Origin of the sequence: Tenacibaculum aestuarii, from assembly GCF_964510395.1 — a bacterium.
In the GTDB taxonomy this organism is placed as follows: domain Bacteria; phylum Bacteroidota; class Bacteroidia; order Flavobacteriales; family Flavobacteriaceae; genus Polaribacter; species Polaribacter aestuarii.
In genome coordinates, this window is sequence record NZ_CAZEFY010000001.1 from 974,068 (window position 1) to 999,563 (window position 25,496).

Sequence of the window (25,496 nt, forward strand, 5' to 3'; positions counted from 1 at the left end):
TAAATAGTAATTCAAAAAAAGTTACCTGTGTAAAAGCAGGTGACTTTTTCAAGGTAAAAACAATAATAGAGATGAAAAAATATACAACATTACTTTGTTTATTCTTCGCTAGTTTTTTATTTCATCAAACGGCAAATGCTCAGTTTGGCAATATGTTAAAGAAAGCTAAGCAAAAAGTAACTAAAAAAATAGAAGAGAAAGCTTCTTCAACAATAGAAAAACCAACTACAAGCTCAAATAGTAGTTCAACCTCTAATACTAACGAGTATTCTGATGAAGAGTTTAAGAAAGAGTTAGCTAAAAAGTATCCTAATGATAAAGAAAAGCAAGATTTTTATTTTAAAAAGTACAAAGAGTATCAACAAAAGCAAGCAGCAGAAAAAGAGGCTTTGTTAGCTAAAGAAAATAGTAAAGGGAAAGTTGTGAATGAAATTCCTTCACCAATAGAAAGTAGTGAAGAAAATAAGTTTAAAGACAACCAAATTTATCTATTAAACAGAACAAAGTTTAAAAAGTTACCTGCTTATGATGGTGGTTTCTCTGATAAAATGGAATTATCTGGTTATTATCATTTATCACAATATTTTGTTAGAAATCCGTCAAGTCATTTTGATAGTAATCCGGGAGATATTTATGAAGGTTTTTCTATAGAATATGATCCAACAACATATCAGTTAAACGCGTTTTTTACTCCAGACCAAAAAAGATACGGAGTAGTGCCAGAAAACTATAGAAAATCTGCCGATAAAGGAAATATTCAGTTTCAATTCGGTATGGGAGGTGGACCTGAGTGGACCAATGCAAATGTACTTTTATTAGAACCAGGTGTATTATTAATTGGTGCTGAAGTATATCATAAAAATGAGAAAGAAGGTCATAAGTGGATGAATAATGCACAACCAAAACAATTTGTGATTGCAGCAAAAGATCCTGAAAAGATTAAAAAATATTACAAAAATGTTGAATTAACTGAAAAAACAACCTTTGGTCTTTTTGAAGAATTACGTAAAGATTCGGAAAGAGATGCATTAGCTAAAGTAAAAATGCCAACTAAAGGTAGTTTAAACAGTAGTTTGATAGGAATTGCTACCAAAGGTTTGAATGCTTATTACGGTAAAACAAGCATGAAGAACTTAAAGCAATATGTTACTTCAAACAAGTGGTCAACAGTAAAGCATAAAGTAACAGGGGTTCCTTTGTACCAATGGGTAGTAGGAGCCGTAGTTCAGAAAAATTCTGATGGGGCGTGTATGTTACAACAGTTTATTTTACGAAGAGATCATACAGGGGGAGGAAAATACGGAGAAGTTTATTTTAAAGGAATTAGCCGAACTGGAGGAGCACCTTACGGAGGATATTGTAAGTGTGACGCAAAGCCTTAAAATAACAATGAAACTTCATGTAAAAAAAAGAAGTGGAAAAAAAAGATACACTCATACAGTTCATAAATTCCTATTTATACCATTAATTTTTAGAGGTAAATTTTATTGGTTAAAAAGAGTAAGGATTGAAAAGTCATTCAATGGTTATAAATTGACTATCATAGGAGTTAATTAATGAATTTTAAACTAAGAACAGTTGTGAATAAAGGTGGTGTTTTGCGTATTATTGCATAGCCACCTTTTTAAAGTATTATTAAACTTGTGAAAAAAACTTTTTACATACTTGTTTTCGTATTTCTTTTTTTTGAAAATATTTTTTCACAAGAGCCTTTTTATACACAATTTACATCGGATGATGGTCTAGCTTCTCTGGCTAATTTTAATACTATTCAAGATAAAGATAATCTTGTTTGGGTTGGTGCAGAACAAGGATTGTTTTACTACAATGGTAAAAAGTTTATTAAGGTGAAAAATCCGATTGCTACCACTAAAAGTATCTTCAATTTACAAATTGATGATGAGGGACAGATTTGGTGTTCTACAATTTCAGGACATATTTATAAAGTTGTTAATAAAGAACTACAGTTATTTAAAGACTTTTCTATTGAGTTAAAAGGAACCTTTGCTCATTTAATGGTTTTAAAAAATGATATTTTCTTTATTTCTCAGAGAAAGAGTTATCAGATAGATAAAAAAACAGGATCAGTAAAAAAAGACTTAAATGCTGAGGTTTCTAAAATAGCAAAATCTGAAAACGGTTTTTTTTATTACAACTTAAAAGAAACAAATACGATTACTCATGTTTATGAAGAAGATGGAATACCAGTTTTCAAAAAAGTAAAATGTGATAAAAAAAGATTTTCTTTAGATGAAGAGAATTTTCAGATGTTTCAGTGGTTTGATGAGATTGTTGTTAAACTTGATAGTGATGTATCAAAAGCATTTTCAATTAATATTCATACAAGAGAAATTAGTTCTATAAAACTTCCGAATAATTTTCAAAAAGCTCAGGTATACAATACAAAGAAGTTTCATAAAAACTGGTTATTAACATCAAATGGAATTTATAGAACTTCAGAAAAAATAAAAGTTAATGATACCGAACAAATTTTTAAAGATTATCATATAACGGATGTTTTAAAAGATAATGAAAACAATTATTGGTTAACTACACTTCAAAATGGTGTTTTTGTAGTACCAAGTTTAGGAATAACAAAGAAGAGTTTTTTAGAGATAAAAGAAGATATTATCTCAATAGAAGCTGTAGCAGAAAACCGTTTGTTACTAGGTACCCAAAATGGTAATTTAATAGATTATAATACACAGAATAACAATTATACAATTGTGGATTTACCGAACCAGCGACCGGTAAATAGAATCAAATATGATAAAACACTCGATAGGGCATATATAAGTACCAACGGAACGAGTAGCTATATTTATGATTTAAAGAGTAAAAAAATTACGAATGTTGGGAGTCAATTTACAACAGCTAAAGGTTTTGCTCAAATAAGTAAGGATTCGCTGGTGTATTTATCGTATCGACATGCTATTATTTACACCCATTTGTCAAAAAATAAAGAGCATATAGTTTTAGAGAGTAAAAGACCTATTAGTACTCATTACGATTCTAAAAATAAACTTATTTACGTAACTTACATTGACGGAACGGTAGTTTATAATAAGAAACTACAAACTATTCCTGTAAGTTATCAAAACAAGCCTATTATTTTTTCTGAATACACTCAAACTGTTAATGGCAAAATATGGGCAACTACAAGAGGTAAAATCTTAGGATTAGAAGCTGGAAAAGTCACAGACAGTATTACGTATTCAACGGGGTTATTGCAATCTCAAATAAAAGGAATTTTAGGAAAAGAAAATTTTCTGTGGATTGTTACTGAAAAAGGGATACAGCGATATGATACAGATAAAGAATTGATAAAAACAATCAATTTAACTGATAAAAGTGCTATCAAGTTTAAACATCCAGTTGTTCAAAATGATCATTTATGGGTGCCAGGAAATAATTTTTTATGTAGAGTAGATGTATCTATTCCTGATTTAATGCAACCTAAAACAGCTCCATTAGCTTATATAAGCAATGTTAAAATTGGAGGTAAAGAGCACGAAATAAAAGCAAAGTATGAACTACCTTATAAAACCAATGATATTACATTTAATATTAATGCAAACGGATTTAAAGCTAGTAGTAAAAATGTTTTTCAATATAAACTTTTGGGTTTCAATACTGAATGGCAGACATCAGAACTGAATGATGATGTTGTTAGGTATATAGGAATTCCATCTGGAAAATATGAGTTTTTACTTAGAGCCAAAAGTCTAGATGGAAGTATTGGGGAAGAAAGTAAAGGCGTTAAAATTATTGTTCAAAAACCTTTTTGGGAGAATTGGTGGTTCATAGCTGCCGTATTTTTTACATCGGTTTTAGCGGTAGTAATATATTACCGAATTAAGTTACAATGGAAAGAGAAAGAAGGAGAAAGAGAATTAGAAAAAGTGATTTTAGCTAGTAGAATAAGTAAGTTACGATTAGAGAACTTACGCTCACAAATGAATCCTCATTTCATTTTTAATTCATTAGGAGCAATTCAAGATTATGTAATGAAGAACGAGAAATATTTAGCGAGCGATTATCTAGTTAAATTTTCTCGCTTGATTAGAATGTATTTGAATCATAGTAGGGTTAATGTAATATCGCTTAAAGAAGAACTCAATTCGCTAGAAATTTATATAGCACTAGAACAATTGCGATTTGAGAATAAATTTAAAGTTCATTTCTTAGTAGATAAAAATGTAAATAAAGATCAATTTGAAGTTCCACCGTTGTTTTTACAACCGTTTGTAGAAAATGCCATAAAACATGGACTTGTTCATAAAAAGGAACAAGGGAATTTATGGATAACAATTAAAAATAAGACTACTAATTTGTTAATTGTAACTATAGAAGATGATGGTATTGGAAGAGAAAAATCATCAGAAATTAATAAGAAAAGACAAGGACATAAATCTTTTGCTGTGAACGCAACTCAAGAGCGAGTTTCACTATATAAGAAAGAAAAGTTATTTGATATTTCAGTAGAGTTTACAGATAAAGTTGATGAAAATAATAAGGCTACAGGAACGGTAGTAACACTAAAAATAAAAAGAATTTAATAATGAAAGCGTTAATAATTGATGATGAGGCAAAAGCACGTAGCGTAATGGAAACGATGCTTACAGAATTCTTCCCTGAAATAAAAAGTATTATTACAGCTGACAACTTGTTAAATGGAGTAAAAGAAATAAATCAGTATGCTCCTGATATTGTTTTTCTTGACATTGAAATGCCAGAGTATTCAGGGTTAGAAATTTTAGACTTTATTACTGAGCCTATCGAATTTCAATTAATTTTTACAACAGCCTATCAACAATATGCGTTAGATGCGTTAAAGTTGTCGGCAATAGATTATTTAGTGAAACCTATTGATAGAGAAGAGTTACGAGTAGCTATGAATAAGGCTAAAGTAAACATAGAGCAGAAAAAGGTTTCAGCACAATTTTCAGAGCTGAAAAAAGCAATTCAATCTTTATCGTCACATAAAATAGCTTTAGAAGTTCCTGGAGAAATCATTTTTGTATCTCATGAAGATATCTTGTATTTAGAAGCAGATGGTATGTATACAAAGGTACATTTGGCAAATAAAGAAAAGCAGCTTATTTGTAAACCGTTATCATATTTCGAAAATCAACTTCAAAGCAATAATTTATTTTTCAGGTGCCACAGGTCTTTCTTAATAAATCTACATTATTTAGAGAAGTTTATAAAAAAAGATGGAGATTTTTTGTTGATGCAAAATCAAACAACAATACCTATTTCTAAAACAAAAAAGCAAGAATTTCTAAAGATTATAAAAGAAGTGTTTTAGATTTGCGGTATGCAATTTTATCAAAAAGAAATTCAATTACCAGCATTTAACAGAGGCTACCATTTAATTACAGATATTTTATTAGAAGCATTTCCAGAGCTTAAAAATATTAAGATAGGGCAGTTTCAGGTGTTTATAAAACACACATCAGCAAGTTTAACGATTAACGAAAATGCTGACCCGACTGTTCGAATGGATTTTGAGTCGCATATCAACAAAATGATTCCTGAAAATATGCTATACTATAAGCATGATTATGAAGGAGCAGATGATATGCCTGCACATATTAAAAGCTCGATGTTAGGGTGTCAGGTACAGATTCCGATCACCAATGGAAAACTTAATTTAGGAACTTGGCAAGGAGTGTATTTAGGAGAGCACAGAAATTATGGAGGTAGAAGGAAAGTAGTACTAACAGCTTTTGGAAATTAAATGAAGTATCATAAATTTAACTTTTACAGAAGTACCTATTGTGAGTTTGAAATGCAAAACATCAATTTTTTTGATGATATGAAAGCTCATTTTCAAAGTAAATCGGGGAGCTATTACTATTACACTGAAGAAGGTGTTTTTCGTTACTCAAACCACTGGGGTAGGGTTGCAAACTGCCGATGGAAAATTCAAGGGATAGATCATTATAAAAATCAGAAATATTATGTGGGCTATGCAAATTGGTCAGACTTTTATCCGCTGAATAGTACAGATAAAGTGTTTTACCTAGAGGTAGATTATCAAGAGTGTAAAGCAAACATCAAAAGAATACGAACTGACGAAGAGTGTAAAGAATTCTTAATGACCTCAGAATTTGCACATCAACGCTTAAAACAAATTCAAACCTTGTTTAAAGAGTATAAGTGGGCGCGATACTATGAAGAAGATATAGATGTTTTAAGAAAAATAATAATCGACAAACTCATAACAACAAACAAAACACTACAACAACTAAAGCAGGAGTTATAAATCTTTGTAATCTCTATTAACACCAAGACTAAAGCCAAAGCGCGTGTCACTTTCTCTACCTAGTCTGTGAATAGCAACTTTACCTAACGGAATTTTACCGAACTCGTTGTTGGTAATTTCTTCATTATTTAAAATAAGCTTTCCTTTAAATTGCTTTTTAGTGTTGTATTCGCTTCGGTCTATTTTATTTTGATAAACGTTTATAGATAAAATATTATCCTTATCCGTATAACCACAGAAAATACCGTGCTTATCCCAAATCATGTACTCGTTACTCTTTTTTAATTCTCTACTAGGCTTACCCAATACTTGAATTAAAGTACTGTAATTTGTAGGAAAAGTTAGGGGTTTATTGTTTACATGAATCACATCTGTATCGCATTCAATAACTAAATTTTTTACCTTTTTTTTCTTGAAGAAATTAAGCATAGTAGTTGTTTTATTAGGTTAATGAATTTAAGGGATGAAATGTAAAACTAAAAAATAATTTTTAAGAAACTCCTTTCTCTTTTAGTTAAATTTGCTAATTACTTATAAAACCCTAATTAATAATGAACATACCTCAAACGAGTTTTCCTCGAGTTATTATTGTAGGAGGTGGATTCGCAGGATTGGCAGCTGCAAGAGCATTAGAAAATCAAGAATTACAAGTTGTTTTAATCGATAAACACAATTACCATACATTTCAGCCTTTATTGTATCAAGTAGCTACAGGCGGATTAGAGCCAGATAGTATAGCATTTCCTTTAAGGAAAAGGTTTAACGATATTGAGAATTTTTATTTTCGGTTAGCTAAAGTTACGGGTATAAATGCAGAGAAACAAATTGTAGAAACTACGATAGGTAATTTGGAGTATGACGAGTTAATTCTTGCCACAGGATCTACTACAAATTTCTTCGGAAATACCAATATTCAAAAATATGCGATGGAAATGAAATCGGTTCCGCAGGCATTGAATATTCGTAGTTTAGTTTTAGAAAACTTTGAAGAGGCATTATTAGTTACCGATTTAGAAAAACGAAGAGCGTTAATGAACTTTGTTATTGTAGGAGGAGGGCCAACCGGAGTAGAGTTAGCAGGAGCATTAGCCGAAATGAAAAAAGGAATTCTTCCTAAAGATTACCCTGATTTGGATATTCGAGAAATGAAAATTAATCTCATTCAAAGTTCAGGAGAGTTATTAAAAGGGATGAGTGAAGCTTCTTCAGAAAAATCAGAAGATTTTTTAATAAAACTAGGAGTTGACGTTTGGAAAAATTTACGGGTATTAGATTATGACGGAGAAACGGTAACAACCAATAGCGAAGACCATTTTAAAGCCCAAACTGTTATTTGGGCAGCAGGAGTAAAAGGAGCTGCTGTTAATGGTTTAGCCGAAGAATGTGTAATTGAAAGAGCCAATCGATTTAAAGTAGATGAATACAACAAAATAATTGGTTATGATAACATATACGCTATTGGAGATGTAGCGTGTATGGAAACCAAAGATTATGAAAGTGGACACCCTATGATGGCACAACCAGCGATTCAACAAGGAAGGTTGTTGGGGAAAAATATCATAGCGAAATTAAAGAAGAAAAAACAAAAACCATTTAAGTATAAAGACAAAGGATCAATGGCGACTATTGGAAGAAACAAAGCCGTTGTTGATTTACCTAAATGGAAGTTTCAAGGATTTTTTGCTTGGTTTGTATGGATGTTTGTGCACTTGTTTTCACTTATTGGATTTAGAAATAAAGCAGTAGTGTTTATGAATTGGGTGTATAATTACATTCGTTTTGATCGTGAAACAAGGTTGATTATTCGTCCGTATAAAAAGAAAAATAAATACAGCTTTAAAGAACAAGAAAATGGCAATTACTAGAAACGTTAAATGTCCAAACTGTGGAGTTTTTAATAAGAATAGCGATTACTGTAAAAATTGTAATACGTTAATTTCTTTTGAAAAGAAACAAGAACAAAAAGTAGCAGCATATAAAGAAGAAGAGCTTCAAAAAGTAAAGTATGAAATAGAAAACCCAAACTTGGCAGAACGCTTAAAAAAACATTCGTTTTGGTTGTATCGTATTGTTGGTTGGATTTTATACTCGGCGTATTTATTGGTAAGTGCCATAGGAGCGTTAATTGCATGGTTTATAGCAATGGTAGCAGCTGGATAAGAGCGTATGCAAAAAAGGATACTTCCATATTACTTCTATATTTCAGTTTCTGTAGGAAGCTTTATTTATCTCGCTCAGCAATTTGAAATTACACTACCTAAAATCGTTAATAATTATGTAAATGATTTTTTAATACTACCGATTGTTTTGACTATCTGTCTTTTTATTTTACGATGGAGTAGAGGAGATAAAAATTATACAATCCCTATTGGTGTAATTATGTATATCTGTGCTTTCTACGGAGTTATTTTTGAATATTTACTACCTAAGTTTCATCCAAGATACACCGCTGACTTTATTGATGTATTCTTATATTTTATGGGTGGCGTAGTTTTTTATTTTCTTCAGAAAAAGGAATAAATATTTTGAAAAACAGAATTAGTGCTTTTTATAAGACACGGTGTTGTACACAGTTTTTATTTCTCCTTTTTTAATTAATTCAATCAGTTCGCATTTTTCTTTTGATTCAAAATGCTTAATGGAATCATTTCCAATAGCTAAAAAATTATATGGAATATATTTTCTAGTAGAATCATTTTTTATTTCAAAACTACTTTTTCCATAACCGAGAAGTTGTGTTTTGTCAGAACTTTTTGAACTTAACAAAATTCTCTTTAAATCTCCGTTTTTTTGCTTAGTAAAAACCCTAAATCGAGAGCTTTGTAAATTCAATTCAGTTGGGTAAAAGGCAATTCCATTGTCGTCAAATTCAATTTGTTCCCGACGATTCTTTTTGTCAAATTTTTGTCCAAAATCAGCGTTGTCAATAATTATTGCAGTTCCTTTAAAGTCAATTGGTAGAATTAAGTCAACTTTTTGAATATCTGTAAAATAGAATGTAATTTCATTGAAGGTTTTAGAAATCGGATAGAACAAAACCAAAGGTGTTAGAATCCATAATAACTTTTGTTTCAGTTTGAGATTACCGAAAGAAAGAGTAATTGCTCCGATTATAAAAACAGGAATACCAATTATACTTCCCATAAAAACAAAAAATGGAATTAAAAATCCTATTGCGATTAATCCAATTCCAATTTTATCAAACTTGTTCATTTCTCAAATTGTATATATCATGTTTGTGTATAATTTCGTTGCGTGGGTTAGCACACTAAACTTTGCAAGTACACACCAAACTGAAAATCCGCGAGGACTTTCAGAAGTAGGCGAGAACAAACAATTACTTATAGCCATTGTTAGGCACAGTTTTTATCCGATTTTAGTTCCATTTTCAACTTTTCTTTCAGGTTGAATTAAAGTCACTTCTTTATTTTTTCCAACTCCACCTAAAATTAAGCATTCACTCATAATATTTGTAATTTGCTTTGGTGGAAAATTAACGACTGCAATTACTTGCTTTCCTATAATATCTTTGGCGTTATAAAGTTTAGTTATTTGTGCAGAAGTTTTACGTTGTCCGAATTCTTCAAAATCGAGGACTATTTTATAAGCAGGATTTCTTGCTTCTTTAAATTCTTCTGCTGATATAATCGTTCCTACTCTCATTTCAACTTTCATAATGTTATTTCATTCTAATTTTTTTCTTCTGAAGACTCCATAAATATATTGTTTAAAGCACTATTTTGGTTTTTTATAAATTTGTTATTTGCTTATTTTCAATCCTGTAATCACGAATATCGTTCCTATTACTTCGTAAAGGGTTATTTCTTCTCCTAATATCAGATACGATAATAAATATCCAAAAACAGGCGCTAAAAATAACCACTTACTTGCTTTGACGGTGTCTTTTTTGAGTAGATTTAGCCAAAGTAATGTGGCGAAAACTGAAATCACAATAGTTAACCAAAACAGAGAAACATAAAAATTAGTATCTAAAATGATAGCTTTGGTATTCATTAGATATGCAACTGGAATCAGAAAAATTCCTCCAATAAGAGTTTGCCAACCATTAATAGATTTATTTGATAATTTTAAATCAATTTTTTTATAATATACACTTCCAATTGAGTATGATGACATTCCGATTATTAATAATATAATTCCAATTAAACTAGCTTTAGGTTTTTTAAGTATCGGAATAGTTGCTATTAAAAGACCGCTAAAACAAATTAAAAAACCAATTATTTCATATTTAGAAACTTTTCTTTTTAAAAAAAGAACTGAAAATAATATTATTAATATTGGATTAATGGAGATGAATAGATTCATTAATCCAGCTGATACAAATTCTATTGCTGCAAATAAACAGCCAAGATAAATAGTTATATTAAGTAGTCCGAATGTTGTAATTTTTAACCATTCAGATTTAGTTGGTAGTTTTTCATTTGAAAAAATTTGAAGAACTGTGACCATCAATAAACCTGCTATTAAAAATCTAATTACCGCTAATGTTAATGGCGAAGATGAATTTAAGCCTATTTTCATAGCAATTGCAGCAGAAGCCCAAAGTATAGCAAAGAATATTCCAGTTGTATTTTCTTTTTGTCGTATAGTTAATATTTGCATTTAATTTATCTGGTTATTTTGTCTTACTTATTTTTTTAAATTGTGCCTAACTTGTTATATGTCAAACTTTAGTTCTCTTATCCCGACAATAGCATGGGATATAATGAAGTTTAGCAATTTTATTGTTTTCTCAAATATATACAAAAAATCCCGAGTTAATTAACTCAGGATTTTTTGATTTTATGTTGTTTGCGATTAGTAGCTTACATAATCAACAATTTCTAATCCGTAACCAATCATACCTACACGTTTGGTTTGTTTGGTGTTAGAAACTAAGCGTAGTTTATGTATGTGTAAATCGTGTAAAATTTGAGCACCAATACCAAAATCTTTGTTATCCATTACCACGTTCGGAGCTTTCATTTCTCCTTTCGCTTGGTTTTCTTTTAACACACGAAGTCTGTTTAATAAGTTTAACGCTTGCATTTGTTGGTTAATGAATAAGATAGCACCTCTACCTTCATCATCAATAACCTTAAACATTTGGTCTAACTTTTTATCAGCATTATTGGTAAGTGTACCTAAAATATCGTTGTTAACTAAAGTAGAGTTTACACGAGTTAAAATAGGTTCGTTCTTACTCCAAGTACCTTTGGTTAACGCAATATGAACTTGGTTGTTAGTTGTTTGTTGGTAAGCACGTAAACGGAAGTCACCAAAACGAGTTTGAATATTAAAGTCTTCTTTCTTTTCAATTAAAGAATCATGTTCCATTCTATAAGCCACTAAATCTTCAATAGAAACAATTTTCAAGTCGAATTTTTTAGCAACTTCTAATAGTTGAGGTAAGCGCGCCATGGTACCGTCTTCATTCATAATTTCAACGATAACTCCAGCAGGTTGTAAACCAGCCAAACGAGCAAAATCAATAGCAGCTTCTGTATGTCCTGTTCTACGTAAAACACCACCGTTTTTAGCTTTTAGCGGGAAAATATGTCCAGGTCTAGCTAAATCGAAAGGTTTTGTATCAGGATTTATTAAGGCTTCGATAGTTTTAGCTCTATCAGAAGCAGAGATACCAGTTGTAACTCCATTTCCGCGTAAATCTACAGAAACGGTAAAAGCAGTTTCCATAGGGTCGGTATTGTTGCTAACCATCATACCTAATTCTAATTCTTTACAGCGAGTTTCGGTAAGTGGCGTACAAATAAGTCCACGACCATGGGTTGCCATAAAGTTGATCATTTCTGGAGTAATTTTTTCAGCAGCGGCCAAAAAGTCACCTTCATTTTCACGATCTTCATCATCAACAACGATAATAACTTTACCGTTTTTGATGTCTTCTATAGCTTCTTCAATTGTATTTAATTGAATATTCGTTGATGCTTGTGTTGTCATTATTTTGTTGTTTTCTCTTTTTTAGAGAATATGTTTTTAAAAGAGTTTCGTATTGGAGCCAAAAAGCTGTTAATATCGAACAATCCTTTGTCTTTAGTTGCTCTAAGTGTTAAAGTTATCGCCAAAGGTAGCATTAAAAATACACTTAGCCAAGAACCGACAATTGCTGTTAGCGAGCTTTCTTCTGCTAAATTTCTACCAAAGGTATTCGAGAAAAAGTACAGTACATAAATAGCAATGGCTAAAATCATGGGTAAGCCCATACCACCTTTTCTAATGATGGAACCTAACGGAGCTCCGATAAAGAAAAGTAGTAAACACGAAAGAGAAAAAGCAACCCTATTGTAAAATTCAATGTCGTATAAGTTTAAATATTTACGCCTGTTTTTTAAGGTTTCTTTGTAATCTTTGTTGTTGTTTATTGTACGTTCTAACTTTGAAGTTGCTGTGATAAGCACATTTTGCTTTTCTCTTAAATCAAAGTTATCAAGAATATCTAACGATAATTTTTTATTAGTTAATGAGTCAGGATACTGGTGTAAGTCTTCTACATCGATACCTAAAAATAAGTTTTTAGCTCTACTAACAACATAGTCATCATAACTTTGTTTCATTGTAGGTAACGTGTCCTTAAGTTGTGCTAAACTTAACATGTTATACTGCGTTTTGTATTTTTCTTGTTCAAGATCGTCATCACTAAAAGAAGAAATATCGATATTGATGGTATATTTATCAAAATCGGCATAGGAAGCGGGCATCTTTTCTCGCTCTTTAAAAGAAGCACCATTTTTTATATGATGTTCAAAATAATGACCATCATATAAAACTAAAGTCATATAACGGCTACCTTCTTCAGAAAGAATTTCCCCTCTTTTAGCAGTAATAATTACGTTATTTCCTTTTTTTGAAGATAAATCATAAATCATAACCTCTTTTAAAAGGTTGTCTTCTTCTCCGTATTTTTCTTTAAATTTAATTTGAAATTCAGGAAGTTCGGTATTAAAACCACCAGGGACTAAAGCAATGGCTGGTTGTTTCTTTTTTATATTAAGCTTCATGTTTAGCTGTTTTAATACAGCGTAAGGGTATACGTAATTAAGGAACAAGAAGTTAATACCACTTAAAAAAATAGTAAGAAAAACAATTGGACGCACCATTCGCTGTAAAGAAACACCAGCAGATTTTGCAGCAGCAAATTCATAGTTTTCTGAAAGGCTCCCTAATGTCATAATAGAAGAAAGCAGTACGCCAATAGGTAATGCTTGAGGAGCTACAATTAGTGTAGTATACCAAAGAAATTTTAAAATAATATCAACGCTAAGTCCTTTACCAGCAAAGTTATCAAAGGCTAGCCACAATGCTTGCATTACCAATACAAATAAGATGATAAAGAAGGTTGCTAAAAAGGGTATTAAAAAGCTTTTTAATATATATCTGTCTAATGTTTTCACAGATGCAAAGGTAGTAGGTTAGAGGTATATAAACACAAAAGTTTTGTTAATGATTTTTATAAGTAAATCATTAACAAAACTTTTGTGTAATTTTTTAGTCGATATAGTAACCTTGTTTAGTGTACTTAGCTCTATCGAAAGAGAAAAGTTTTTCAGAAATAGGCTGGTTACTTTTAAACTTAGTGATAGTAAATGTAGTTTCAGCACCGTTAGCGCCTATTTGAGTAAGTTTGTAAATGTGCTTTGTTTTCGCATCAATTCCTAACTCTACTTTTACGATATCAGAATTACTGTCAATAGGAGTTAAGTTGATGTATTGAACATTACGTCCGTTACTGTTTTTTAACGACCCCATCGTGTAGTTGTACCCTTCTTTGTAAAAAGTCAATAATTTAGAAGGATAGATAAATCCATCTTCTTCTTCAATATTACCATTGGTAATGGTAACTTCTTTTTCGTCTTGATTGATAACAACTAATTTTTTTCCGTCAAAAATAAACGTGTTTCCTAAGTAATCTAAGTTATATTTTTCGCCAGATAGGGTTATTTCTCCTCTAATTGGTGGGTCGTTGGTAATACCTGCAGCTTTGTTTACTAGTGATGAGTTAAAACCTATCACCATGTTTTTATAAGCTCCCATTTTAGAAGATACTTCATCAAGCAATTTTTTTGCTTCTGAAGATTTTGATTGTCCCATAGCACTTACGCTAATACATAATCCAATAAATAATAATCCTATTTTTTTCATCGTCTTTCTAATTTCCACTTTCGGAATAGTTTATAATTATTAATTCTTTTCGTTTTCTAATAATTGCTCTAAGGCAATTAAATCGGTTACTAAAACTTGTCTTGCTTTACTACCTTCAAAAGGCCCCACAATACCTGCGGCTTCTAACTGATCTATCAACCTACCGGCGCGGTTGTATCCTAACTTTAATTTACGTTGCAATAACGATGCCGAACCTTGTTGCGCGGTTACAATTATTTCAGCAGCATCATTAAATAATTTGTCTCTGTCTGCGATATCGATATCAAGATTTGTGCCACCTTCTTCACCTACGTATTCTGGTAATAGATACGCTTCAGGATAAGCACGCTGAGAACCAATGAAATCGGTAATTTTCTCTACTTCAGGAGTGTCAACAAAAGCACATTGAATACGGGTGATATCATTTCCTGCAGAATATAATAAATCTCCTCGGCCAATTAACTGATCAGCTCCAGGCGCATCTAAAATTGTTCTTGAATCAATTTTTGAAGTTACTCTAAAGGCAATTCTTGAAGGGAAGTTCGCTTTAATAATACCTGTAATTACATTTACCGACGGACGCTGCGTAGCTACAATTAAGTGAATACCAATCGCACGGGCTAATTGTGCTAAACGAGCAATAGGAGTTTCTACTTCTTTACCAGCAGTCATAATTAAATCGGCAAATTCATCGATTACTAACACGATATAAGGTAAAAATCGATGTCCGTTTTCAGGGTTTAATTTACGAGCTTTGAACTTCGCATTGTATTCTTTGATGTTACGAACCATTGCTTCTTTCAACAAGTCGTAACGATTGTCCATTTCAATACATAACGAATTTAAAGTGTTAACAACCTTCGTAGTATCAGTAATAATAGCATCAGATTCATCAGGTAACTTTGCTAAATAATGACGCTCTATTTTGTTGAACAATGTTAATTCTACTTTTTTAGGATCGACCAAAACAAATTTTACTTCCGCAGGATGTTTTTTGTATAAAAGGGAAGTAAGAATAGCATTCAATCCAACCGATTTACCTTGTCCTGTAGCACCTGCCATTAGTAAGTGAGGCATTTTAGCTAAATCGACAATAAAGGTTTCGTTAGAAATCGTTTTTCCTAAAGCAATAGGAAGTTGCATTGGTGATTCTTGGAATTTTTTAGAGGCAATTACCGAATGCATAGAAACGATGGTTGCCTTTTTATTAGGAACTTCAATACCAATAGTTCCTTTCCCAGGAATTGGTGCGATAATACGAATTCCTAAAGCAGAAAGTGATAGGGCGATATCGTCTTCTAAATTCTTAATTTTTGAAATACGTACCCCTGCTTCTGGTACGATTTCATATAAGGTAATTGTTGGTCCAACCGTGGCTTTAATTTGAGCAATACCAATTTTGTAGTTTTTTAGGGTTTCTACAATTTGGTTTTTATTGGCTTCTAATTCGGTAGGATCAACAGAAATACTTTCGTTATATTCTTTAAGTAAGTTGAAGGTTGGAAATTTGAAGTTTCCTAGTTCTAGCGTAGGATCAAATTCACCAAAATCTTTTATTAATTGATCCGATAAGTTTTCGGTAACACTTTTTTCTTCTGCAATTTTTTCAATAGCAACTTCAACTTCGTTTTTACTGTCTTCTGCAATATTAAGACTAGGTTCTTTTGTTTGGTGAACGTTTAAAGGAATATCTTCTGTTTCCTTTGTGTTATTTACATCAGAATAATTAGAAATCGTAGGTTGTAAATTTTCTACAGATAATTCAAAGTCTGATTTATTATCTGTTTTAGGTTTTTCAACTTCAGAAGTAGTCTTTTCAATAATTGTTGAATCTTCTATAATTGTAGTATCATCTTGAGTTGTGGTGGTTTTTTCATTAAAAATAATTTTACTCTTCTCTTTTTGACTTTTTACTTTTTCGCTAATTGTTTCAGGTGTAATGCTAAAACGAATGATTAAATAAGCTACTAAAAAGAATAATAATAAAATCGTTAAACCAGTTTTACCTAAAAATGTTTGTAAATATTCGTTTAATTCAAAACCGATAACTCCAGATAACAAGGCGTTTTCTTTTTCTACAAATCCTAGTGAAGTAGAAATCCAAAGCATAATTAAGATACCCCAATTCCAAGAAGTAATAATGCGTTTTAAGTTAGTTTGTAATAAAATACGAGCACCTGTTAAAAATAAGGTTATAGGAATAAGAAATGCTCCTAAACCAAAGCCTTTATACACAAAAAAGTTACTCAATTTAGCACCAATTTTACCTAGCAAATTTTTTGTTTGAACAGTTCTGTCTGCAAATTTAGTTAAGGTACTTTGATCTTCTTGCCACGAAAAGAAAAAAGAGATAAAAGCAACAGTTAAAAAGATAGAAAACAGTAATAGAAAAAAACCAAGAATTGTTTGGTTTTGTCTATTAGAAAAAAAGGAACCTATTCTTGTAATAATAGATTTTTTAGGTTGTTTTTTTTGAACAGTTGTCTTTTTTTTTGCCATGTATTTTTGTTAGAAATAAATTGAACGCTACAATATAGCTATTATTTTAGGAAGGTAAATTATCCCTGCGATAATTAAAGATATCATTGCAGCAAAGGCAGGAGCTCCAGCTGCAATATCTTTTATAAAGCCTATTTTCTCATGATAATCTGGATGTACAAAATCAGCTACTTTTTCAACAGCAGTATTTAAAGCTTCGGCTACTAAGACAATACCGATGACTAAAGTTTGGAACATCCATTCTGTAGCTGATATATCAAAATAAACCCCGAAGATAGTAGCAATCAAAGCAAATGTAAGTTGAGCTTTTATGCTATCTTCTGTGGTCATTAGTAGCCACATTCCTTTTAAAGCAAATTTAATACTACGTATGCGTCCTTTCAAAAAGCCGTCATTAGGGTTCTTCATAAATGATTACAATGCTTTTAATGCGGCTTCGTAATTAGGTTCATCAACAGTTTCATTTACTTGTTCTGTGTATGTTACATTACCATTTTCATCAATAATAACAACAGAGCGAGAGTGTAAGCCTGCTAAAGGTCCTGTAACAATTTCTAAACCATAGTCTTTACCAAATTGACCAGCGGCAAAATCAGATAACATAATAACGTTTTCAATACCTTCAGCACCACAAAAACGACCTTGAGCAAAAGGTAAATCTCTAGAAATACATAAAATTTTAGTGTTTTCTAGGTTAGCAGCTTTTTTATTAAACTCTCTTACCGAAGTAGCACAAGTACCTGTATCAACACTAGGAAAAATATTAAGAATTAAGCGTTGTCCATTAAAATCGTTTAAGTTTTTAATTGATAGGTCTGTTGCAACTAATGAAAAATCAATTGCTTTAGTTCCAGTTTCAGGTAGGTTACCTATTGTTTCAATAGGGTTTCCTTTTAGTGTTATTGAAGCCATTTTATTCGAGTTTTAATAAAAATCAAAGGTAGTTAAATAAATTAAAAAATGAAGAAGATAAAGTAAGAGCACCTTTAAAAAACTTATCTTCGCAGCTTGTAAAAAGGACGCAAATTGAATTTACAACAATATACTTCGGAGTTTAAATATAACTTGAAACTTGCAGCGCCTGTAATGTTGGGAATGCTAGGGCATACATTTGTAAGTTTTATAGATAATATTATGGTGGGGCAACTAGGAACAGCTGAATTAGCAGCGGTTTCATTAGGGAACAGTTTTATGTTCATTGCCATGTCGTTAGGTATTGGTTTTTCTACTGCTATAACACCTTTAATTGCAGAAGCTGATTCGTCAAACAATTTTGATCAGGCTAAATCAGCTTTTAAACATGGACTTTTTCTGTGTACCATGATGGGAATCATTTTGTTTTTAGCAGTGTTCTTTTCAAAACCTTTAATGTATTTAATGAAACAACCTGTAGAGGTGGTTGAGTTGGCAATACCATATTTAGATTTGGTAGCTTTTTCATTAATACCCATGATTGTTTTTCAGGCATTTAAACAATTCAGTGATGGAATGTCGATGACGCGTTATCCGATGTATGCGACATTAATAGCCAATGTGTTAAATGTATTGTTGAACTATTTATTAATCTACGGAAAGTTTGGTTTCCCAGAATTAGGAATTGTAGGTGCTGCTTACGGAACCTTGCTATCAAGATTTGTAATGGTAACCTATTTATGGTGGTTGTTAAGTAAAAAAGAACGTTCAAAACGTTTAGTAACCAACATTAAGTTTTTTGTGTTAGATACGTTAATGCTTCGAAAAATCATCAATTTAGGAACACCTAGTGCCATGCAAATGTTTTTTGAGGTAGCTATTTTTACAGCTGCTGTTTGGTTAAGTGGATTGCTAGGAAAAAACCCGCAAGCAGCGAATCAAATTGCATTGAATTTATCTTCAATGACCTTCATGGTAGCAACAGGATTAAGTGTAGCATCAATGATTCGAGTGGGAAATCAGAAAGGATTACAAGATTATAAAGAGTTGAGAAGAATAGCGTTTTCTATATTTTTCTTAGGAACGATTTTAGCAGTTGTTTTTGCAACCTTCTTCTTTGTTTTTCACAAGTCATTACCAAATTTATACATGGATTTAAGCGATGCTGAAAACTATGTAGATAATATGGAGGTGATGAGTATTGCAGCTAATTTATTAATTGCGGCAGCTATTTTTCAAATTAGTGATAGTATACAAGTAATGGTGTTAGGAGCTTTGCGTGGTTTACAAGACGTTAAAATGCCGACATTGATAACATTTATATCGTATTGGGTGGTTGGTTTTCCAATCAGCTTTTATTTTGGTTCAAAAGAAATGTATGGTAGTTTCGGAATATGGCTTGGACTATTGGCAGGATTAACAACCGCTTCAATTTTACTTTTTATACGATTTAATAAATTAACTTTACAATTGATTAAAACCAAACATAATGAACTTACCTAAATTTTTATTAGCAGATAATAGCAATCATCCAGAAGATATTTTTGTGTTACATACAGAGTATCCACGTTTTTTAATCAATTTAAAAGATGATGAAATAGAGTGGTTTGAAGACTTATCTGATGAAAATGAACAAGATTTAGCAAATGAACTTGAAGGACTTATTGAAGCAGCAGGTTTATTTTATGATGCAGAAATGGAAGGACTAGAATAAACTTTATTAAGAATAATAGAAAAACGCCATAGTGATTAAACAAACACTATGGCGTTTTTTGTTTATTTAGTTATTTCATGTGACCAAAAAGCACCGCTAATGTCTGTTATTTTTACGGTATATGTTCCGTTCGAAAGCTGTGAAAAAACTTGATTACTAAAAGTCATTTTTGCTTTGGCTCCTAAAGGAATAACTAAGCTATGTTTGCCTGGTTTAATTTTAGCAACATAATAGTTTGATATGTTTTGATCAGCTAACGAAGCTAATTCTTTTTGAGAATATTGAACAATAGTGTTGTTATTTTGATCCAATACCTCGATAGCAATAATCCATGAGCCGTATACATCAACACCTTCTGTTCTAAAAACGTCAAAAGAAAGCATGTTGTTGTTAATTTTACCTTCTGTTATTTTTAATTTAGGTTTAACCGATTTGTTATGAAGTGTTCCCCAAACACCGCCATGAAATACTTGATTGGTAAATAACGTCATTCCTAAAATGGCTAACGACCCTATTAAAACAAACCTTGGAAAAATGTTGTTTTTAATTGGTAAAATTCCTGATCCTAACCATGCAAACCATTTTTTATTAGTGAAGGAAAAATTGTTCTTCATAAAGTAGTTATCTAGTGAGTACTTACCGCTTCCTGTTAAAAATAGTACATATCCTGTTGCGATTCCAAGCACACCAATTTGCCATTCGTCAAGGCAGGTTGTTCCAATCCAACCAGAACCTAAAAGAATTCCCATAGCAAGACCGAATACACCAATACTCATTATTCTGGTGAATAAACCAAAGATGATAAAGAGTCCTACAATTCCTTCAATAATGGTAAATATTACCATATTTAACCAGAGTATATCTGGGTTTTCAACTAAATATTGAATAATAGGCTTAATACCTAATGCATTTGGAAGAAAATGGTTGAATTTCTCTCCGATGTAGCCTGCTACTTCAGGATCGAGTTTGTTAGCTAAAATAGTTCTTCTCCAAAAAGCTGAGAAGTAAGTCCATCCAATAACTAATCGTATTGCCAGAACTAAAAGTCCTGAGTCGTTTTTTATATTGTTGTTTATCATAATATTTTATTTCGGTATGATGACCGATGCTATTTTAAAGTTTTAAGCACAGTCGATGAACTACATAAGTTAGTATTATGTAGATTTTATTTTATTTGTGAATGTTAATAGGAGGGAAGGCTTAAAGATAAACCTTGAAGTTTTTGAATAAAATATAAAGAGGGATAGAAGATGTTATAAACCCCTTTTTTTGATAATCAGTAGTAATTTTATTAGGAAAACTTTCAACAAAGTAAAAAGAGAAGTTAAAAGCTCTAGTTAGAAAAAATGGTGAAATTTTGGTAGAAGAAGCCGCTTGTATTAGAGAAGCATCTGTAATTTCACTGTCATAACAACTTATATGGTTGTGAGTTGTTTGGCTTTTGTTTGAAACCTCTGTTTGCGGAACATTTAGTTCTGCTTGTACAAAATTTCTAACTTTACAAGGAGAAAATAACAACAAAAAAATCAACCCTATTATAGGAAATAGAGTTGATTTTTTGGTTATTTTATTAAGCTTTCTCACATGGTAAACTTATAAAATAAACTAAGTAATATTTGTTATAATTTTCTTAATTAAATTATAACTTTTTATTTGCTTTCATGAGTTCTAGCTCATGCTCAAAATTCACTTTCTTTTTTACGGTGTAAGGCATTTTTTCTATAGCAATAGCTTTAAGAGCAATTGCCTTTTTTGTTTTTCCTGCTTTGTACAACATATCTGCTTTTAAGTTATCTACTGAATATTTTTCAGGAATTAATTTATAGCAGTATTTAACCCATTTCTCTAAATTTCTTTTTTCTTTTCTTGTTTGTGCGAAGTCGAAGTAATGATTAGCTGTTTCAATAATAGGTTTTACAGTATTGTTAGCTTCTCTACCTTCTTTATAATTTTGTAGCATGATATCAGTAAATGAATCTTTTCCAAACTCTTTATTTTTGGAATAAAATTGATAATACTTACTGTCTTCTTCCTTAATTTTTTTAATAGTTTTTTGGTTCATTAAACTATCAATGTATTGTTCAGCTAAACGTTTAAAAGCTTCATAATTTTTAGAAAAACGGTAATAATCCATAGTATAAGTAGTTAAATTATCACCAGATTTTGAACGATAATCACCAGTTTTATAGCGTTCAATTACTACTTTCATAAGTTCAGGGTCTTGGCTTTTTTGAGCATATCTAGCCGACCTTAAGAAGACTGCATTTTTAAATCGATTTAAAGATTTTTTTTGTCTATCGGTAGCAAGAGTTAAATAATGTTCGTAATTATTGTTGAAAATTTCTTCAGCTTTTGACCCCACATATATTTCTTGTTTACTTAACAAGAAATTCATCATTTGAATGTCAGACTCTTTAAATTCAGTTTGCACTTTTAACCAAGCATCAATCCCTTTCGAAGTATCTGTGCCAAGTTCTTCCATTTTTTGAATGTAAAGTTTTAGAAATGCTTCGTCATTTTGTTTTTCAGCAAACATTTCTTGTAGTTTCGCCCAACTATATTTTGAACTCGAAGCGTTTAATGCTTCAGTTCCGAACCCAATCATATCGTACCCATTAGTAACTCCAATGCCTTTATGAACAATGTTTCCATCACTATTTACAAATATTAAAGTAGGGTAAGAAGTAATTTTATATCGTTTTGCTTCTGCTATACCTTCTTTTTCAGCGTCAAGTTTTAAATTGATGAAGTTTTTATTATAAAACTCACCATTTTTAGGTTCTTTAAACGGACCTTTAGCAAGCTTTTTACACGGACCACACCATTCTGTATGAAAGTCGATAAATATTAATTTATTTTCTGCTTTAGCTTGGGCTAAGGCTTCTTCAAATTTTAGGTTCTTAAAGTCAATTCCTTGAGAAAACACTAAGTTTATTGTAAGCAAGAAAAGTACAAGAGCTATTGATTTTTTTTTCATAAGATGATTTCTTTATAAATGAATAGTTGTTTTGGTTTCATATATAAGACGAAAAAATCGTAGCACAGGGTGACAAGTAGGGTGAAATAATATTTTAAGAAATAAGAATAGGTTTTATTTGTAAGTGTTCCATTTCTTTTCCTGTAAGAGTCCTTTCTCCTGTTACTTCAAACCCTAGTTTTAAATACAATCTTTTTGCATTCGGATTATCTTTATCAACTAATAAACCTAAGGTTTCTTTTCTTTTAGAAACGTATTCATCAATTAAAAAGTGTAGTATTTTAGATCCAAGACCTTTACCTTGATAGTTAGGGTTTACACCGGTACAGTCAATATAAAACTCACCTTCTTGAGTTTCGTCTTCACATTGAAAATCTCGATTGAACATTGTTTTTACCAAAGAAGCTACAGGAGTTCTCAGTTTCTTTAAATCTGCTCCGTTATAAACGTTTACTACAGCAATAGCATTATCATTATCGTCAATCACCCAACAGTTTTCGTAAGAATATTGGTTTTCTTTTTGAAGAATTAACTTTTCTAAAAAAGAAAGTGCTTTTTCTCTTGAGTTTTCTCCTATGAATTCATATACAATATCTTCCATTGCTAACATCATATAAGCAGCAATTTCTTTGGTGTCTTGTGGAGTAGCTTTTCTAATAATCATGTTAGTTTTTAATGTTGTTATAAGAATGATAAAATTAAAACTACTTTTTAGCTCTTTCTACCAATTCTAATTGTTCTATTTTGGCTTCTGTTGTAAATAAACCGTAATTGATAAAGGCTTTTTTCTTTTCTATTTTGTCAATGGTACCTACAGCATTTCCATCTACTAAACGAACCCTGTCATTAACTTTAAAAACATAAGCAGCTTTTTCTTTGGCGATTTTTTCAGCTTCTTTTTGCTTCTCTTCTCGAACTTTTACTACTTTTTGAAGCACTTCTTTCTCTACTTTTTTAATAGCTTCTTGTTGTTTTTGTGCAGTTACTTTTTCTTCCTGCTTTTCTACTTTTGTTTTCTTTTTTGGAGGATTCTTCTTTAAGTGCTTTGTTTTTTCAGCAGTTACCCATTTAAAAAAGTTGGTAGATAATTCCTTTTTATTGTTAGTTTGAAAATACTTATTCAATAACTCGTTAATCTTTCTACCTAAGGTAAGCATACGTTGGTTATTGTCGTATAGTTCTTGAAAACCTTCTAATTTTTCGCGAATTCTTAATTCTTTTTCTTGAAGATTCTCAATGTGTTCTTGTCCTTTTGATTTTTGCTTGTCTAAACTTTCAGAAGTTTTTTGTAAGCGATTTCGTTCTTTTTGAAGTTTAGAAATCGTTTTGTCTAAACGTACTTTTTCAGTTTCTACACGTTTTTTAGCTCTGTTAATTAAGCTATACGGAATCCCGTTTTTCTGTGCTACTTCAAACGTAAAAGAACTTCCAGCTTGACCGATATATAATCGATATAAAGGTTCTAAAGTACGTTCATCAAACTGCATATTGGCATTGGTAACGTTTTCTAATTCATCAGCTAATACTTTTAAGTTTGCGTAGTGCGTAGTGATAATTCCGAAGGCTTTATTTTCGTAAAATTCTTCTAAGAAAATTTCAGCTAAAGCACCTCCTAATTCAGGATCAGATCCCGTACCAAATTCATCAATTAAGAATAAGGTTTGGTTATTACATTTTCTTAAGAAGTAACGCATGTTTTTTAATCGATAACTATAGGTACTTAGTTGGTTTTCGATAGATTGATTGTCTCCGATATCTGTTAAAATAGTATTGAATAATGTTGTTTCACTACGTTCATGAACTGGAATTAACAATCCACTTTGCAACATGAGTTGTAGTAAGCCAATTGTTTTCAGTGTGATACTTTTTCCCCCTGCGTTCGGGCCAGAAATAACAATAATTTGTTGTTTTTCGTTAAGTTCAAGGGTTTGAGGTATGGTTTCAATATTTTTAGCCTTGTTTTTTTGCCATAGAATAGGGTGGAAGGCGTCTTTTAAAAATACCTTTTTCTCTTTAGTTATTTTAGGCAATAAACCGTTAATGCTTTTAGCATATTTAGCTTTGGCACCTACAACATCCAAATGTGTTAAAAACGTGAGGTATTCAGTTAAAAGTGGAGTGTAAGGACGTATTTCGGTAGCTAAAGCTCTTAAAATACGAACTACTTCTTGCTTTTCTTCGTATAATAGGTTTTGTAATTCTCTACTGTAAGCAAGTGTAGCTTGCGGAGCAATGTATACGATATTACCAGATTTAGATGAGCCTAATAAACTTCCTTTAACTTTTCGTCTATGCATTGCCAAAACAGCTAACACACGTTGATTGTCGATCACCGTTTCTTTAATGTCGTCTAAATATCCGCTTGATAAATTTTTACTTAGAGCACGAGAAAAACTCTCTGATATTTTACCTCTAACAGCACCAATATCTTTACGTATTTGTTTTAAAGTAGCAGAAGCATTGTCGGCAACTTCACCATACGGAGTGATAATTTTTTTGATACTATCAACAATAACTGTGGTGAACTCAACTTCATCACTTAAAATAAACAATGAAGGGTAGTAGGTTTCAAATTTTTTTAGAAACTTTTTTAGCTCGTTTACTGTTTCAGAAACAGCAGCTACTTTTAAAAATCCGTCAGTTTCTAAAAAACTATTTTCAATAGCAAGTCGCTTAATTTCTTCAGAAATGTTTTCAAAATAATGATTAGGAATTCTGTTTTCGTTTTCAAATGAAGCTAAGTATTCATTAACCATATTTAATTCGAAAAATAAATTTTTCTTGTTAGCTATTGGTTGAATTAGCATGGCTTTGTCTTTTCCTAAAGAGGAGATACAATGTGTAGCAACTTGTTCTAAAACCGTTGTAAACTCTAAATCTTGAAGTGTTTTTTCTGAAATACTCGTTTTCAAATTTCTATTTTTGTTTTTTAAATGTCACATCGAGTAAATAACTCGAGTTGA

General features: G+C 31.2%; 24 protein-coding genes. 10 read left to right on the top strand and 14 right to left on the bottom strand.

What is annotated here, in order from left to right:
- The first annotated feature begins 71 nt into the window (after positions 1–71).
- The 5 genes from ACKTSU_RS04745 to ACKTSU_RS04765 all read left to right on the top strand — a co-directional run bounded on the left by ACKTSU_RS04745 (position 72) and on the right by ACKTSU_RS04765 (position 6,271).
- The gene (locus ACKTSU_RS04745; RefSeq protein ID WP_408035203.1) at positions 72–1,382 is read left to right on the top strand and encodes a hypothetical protein; all 1,311 of its coding nucleotides are present in this window, start codon (positions 72–74) and stop codon (positions 1,380–1,382) included.
- Between the two features lie 261 nt (positions 1,383–1,643).
- Complete coding sequence (locus ACKTSU_RS04750) at positions 1,644–4,559, top strand: sensor histidine kinase (protein WP_408035204.1); 2,916 nt, start codon at positions 1,644–1,646, stop codon at positions 4,557–4,559.
- 2 nt (positions 4,560–4,561) lie between these two features.
- Positions 4,562–5,311, top strand: coding sequence for a LytR/AlgR family response regulator transcription factor (locus ACKTSU_RS04755; protein ID WP_408035205.1), 750 nt, complete (start codon positions 4,562–4,564; stop codon positions 5,309–5,311).
- 9 nt (positions 5,312–5,320) lie between these two features.
- A complete protein-coding gene (locus ACKTSU_RS04760) occupies positions 5,321–5,743 on the top strand; it encodes a secondary thiamine-phosphate synthase enzyme YjbQ (RefSeq protein WP_408035206.1) in 423 nt (140 codons plus the stop codon).
- Entirely contained in the window at positions 5,744–6,271 is a 528-nt protein-coding gene (locus tag ACKTSU_RS04765; RefSeq protein ID WP_408035207.1) for a hypothetical protein, read from the top strand.
- On the opposite strand, the gene ACKTSU_RS04770 is transcribed toward ACKTSU_RS04765, so the two are convergent.
- Positions 6,266–6,700, bottom strand: a complete 435-nt coding sequence (locus tag ACKTSU_RS04770; RefSeq protein WP_408035208.1) for a DUF7738 domain-containing protein — start codon at positions 6,698–6,700, stop codon at positions 6,266–6,268. The two genes, ACKTSU_RS04765 and ACKTSU_RS04770, sit on opposite strands and share 6 nt — an antisense overlap.
- Positions 6,701–6,822: 122 nt before the next feature.
- On the opposite strand from ACKTSU_RS04770, the gene ACKTSU_RS04775 reads away from it, so the two are divergent.
- Genes ACKTSU_RS04775 through ACKTSU_RS04785 form a run of 3 tightly spaced genes read left to right on the top strand, consistent with a single transcriptional unit; the run spans position 6,823 to position 8,791 of the window.
- A complete protein-coding gene (locus ACKTSU_RS04775; RefSeq protein WP_408035209.1) occupies positions 6,823–8,136 on the top strand; it encodes an NAD(P)/FAD-dependent oxidoreductase in 1,314 nt (437 codons plus the stop codon).
- Entirely contained in the window at positions 8,123–8,431 is a 309-nt protein-coding gene (locus tag ACKTSU_RS04780; protein WP_408035210.1) for a hypothetical protein, read from the top strand. Before ACKTSU_RS04775 ends, ACKTSU_RS04780 begins: the two co-directional genes overlap by 14 nt.
- 6 nt (positions 8,432–8,437) lie before the next feature.
- The gene (locus ACKTSU_RS04785) at positions 8,438–8,791 is read left to right on the top strand and encodes a hypothetical protein (RefSeq protein ID WP_408035211.1); all 354 of its coding nucleotides are present in this window, start codon (positions 8,438–8,440) and stop codon (positions 8,789–8,791) included.
- An 18-nt stretch (positions 8,792–8,809) separates the two neighbouring features.
- On the opposite strand, the gene ACKTSU_RS04790 is transcribed toward ACKTSU_RS04785, so the two are convergent.
- The 9 genes from ACKTSU_RS04790 to tpx form a co-directional block, all read right to left on the bottom strand.
- A complete protein-coding gene (locus ACKTSU_RS04790) occupies positions 8,810–9,484 on the bottom strand; it encodes a hypothetical protein (protein WP_408035212.1) in 675 nt (224 codons plus the stop codon).
- Between the two features lie 153 nt (positions 9,485–9,637).
- The gene (locus ACKTSU_RS04795) at positions 9,638–9,946 is read right to left on the bottom strand and encodes a tRNA-binding protein (protein ID WP_408035213.1); all 309 of its coding nucleotides are present in this window, start codon (positions 9,944–9,946) and stop codon (positions 9,638–9,640) included.
- Positions 9,947–10,030: 84 nt separating this feature from the next.
- The gene (locus ACKTSU_RS04800) at positions 10,031–10,894 is read right to left on the bottom strand and encodes a DMT family transporter (protein ID WP_408035214.1); all 864 of its coding nucleotides are present in this window, start codon (positions 10,892–10,894) and stop codon (positions 10,031–10,033) included.
- A 195-nt stretch (positions 10,895–11,089) separates the two neighbouring features.
- Entirely contained in the window at positions 11,090–12,232 is a 1,143-nt protein-coding gene (gene ribB, locus ACKTSU_RS04805; protein ID WP_408035216.1) for a 3,4-dihydroxy-2-butanone-4-phosphate synthase, read from the bottom strand.
- Positions 12,232–13,683 (bottom strand): LptF/LptG family permease, encoded by a 1,452-nt coding sequence (locus tag ACKTSU_RS04810; protein ID WP_408035217.1) that lies wholly within the window; start codon positions 13,681–13,683, stop codon positions 12,232–12,234. The genes ribB and ACKTSU_RS04810 overlap by 1 nt, the downstream gene beginning before the upstream one ends.
- Before the next feature lie 94 nt (positions 13,684–13,777).
- Positions 13,778–14,431, bottom strand: a complete 654-nt coding sequence (locus ACKTSU_RS04815; protein WP_408035218.1) for a LolA family protein — start codon at positions 14,429–14,431, stop codon at positions 13,778–13,780.
- A 39-nt stretch (positions 14,432–14,470) separates the two neighbouring features.
- Positions 14,471–16,930 carry a DNA translocase FtsK gene (locus ACKTSU_RS04820; RefSeq protein ID WP_408035219.1) on the bottom strand — a complete coding sequence of 820 codons (2,460 nt, stop codon included), beginning with the start codon at positions 16,928–16,930 and terminating at the stop codon, positions 14,471–14,473.
- A 27-nt stretch (positions 16,931–16,957) separates the two neighbouring features.
- Positions 16,958–17,338 carry a diacylglycerol kinase family protein gene (locus tag ACKTSU_RS04825; RefSeq protein WP_408035220.1) on the bottom strand — a complete coding sequence of 127 codons (381 nt, stop codon included), beginning with the start codon at positions 17,336–17,338 and terminating at the stop codon, positions 16,958–16,960.
- A 6-nt stretch (positions 17,339–17,344) separates the two neighbouring features.
- Positions 17,345–17,842 carry a thiol peroxidase gene (tpx, locus tag ACKTSU_RS04830; protein WP_408035221.1) on the bottom strand — a complete coding sequence of 166 codons (498 nt, stop codon included), beginning with the start codon at positions 17,840–17,842 and terminating at the stop codon, positions 17,345–17,347.
- A 114-nt stretch (positions 17,843–17,956) separates the two neighbouring features.
- On the opposite strand from tpx, the gene ACKTSU_RS04835 reads away from it, so the two are divergent.
- Together ACKTSU_RS04835 and ACKTSU_RS04840 are read left to right on the top strand one after the other, a co-directional pair.
- A complete protein-coding gene (locus ACKTSU_RS04835) occupies positions 17,957–19,345 on the top strand; it encodes an MATE family efflux transporter (RefSeq protein WP_408035222.1) in 1,389 nt (462 codons plus the stop codon).
- Positions 19,332–19,556: a hypothetical protein gene (locus ACKTSU_RS04840; protein WP_028892684.1), complete on the top strand. Its 225-nt coding sequence runs from the start codon at positions 19,332–19,334 to the stop codon at positions 19,554–19,556. Before ACKTSU_RS04835 ends, ACKTSU_RS04840 begins: the two co-directional genes overlap by 14 nt.
- Before the next feature lie 62 nt (positions 19,557–19,618).
- Here ACKTSU_RS04840 and ACKTSU_RS04845 read toward each other — a convergent pair whose 3' ends face one another.
- The 4 genes from ACKTSU_RS04845 to ACKTSU_RS04860 form a co-directional block, all read right to left on the bottom strand.
- The gene (locus ACKTSU_RS04845) at positions 19,619–20,635 is read right to left on the bottom strand and encodes a TQO small subunit DoxD (RefSeq protein ID WP_408035223.1); all 1,017 of its coding nucleotides are present in this window, start codon (positions 20,633–20,635) and stop codon (positions 19,619–19,621) included.
- Positions 20,636–21,195: 560 nt separating this feature from the next.
- Positions 21,196–22,533 (bottom strand): thioredoxin family protein, encoded by a 1,338-nt coding sequence (locus tag ACKTSU_RS04850; protein ID WP_408035224.1) that lies wholly within the window; start codon positions 22,531–22,533, stop codon positions 21,196–21,198.
- Between the two features lie 94 nt (positions 22,534–22,627).
- Positions 22,628–23,197, bottom strand: coding sequence for a GNAT family N-acetyltransferase (locus ACKTSU_RS04855; RefSeq protein ID WP_408035225.1), 570 nt, complete (start codon positions 23,195–23,197; stop codon positions 22,628–22,630).
- 40 nt (positions 23,198–23,237) lie between these two features.
- On the bottom strand, positions 23,238–25,445 hold the full coding sequence (locus tag ACKTSU_RS04860; protein WP_408035226.1) for an endonuclease MutS2: 2,208 nt from the start codon (positions 25,443–25,445) through the stop codon (positions 23,238–23,240).
- Positions 25,446–25,496: the final 51 nt, after the last annotated feature.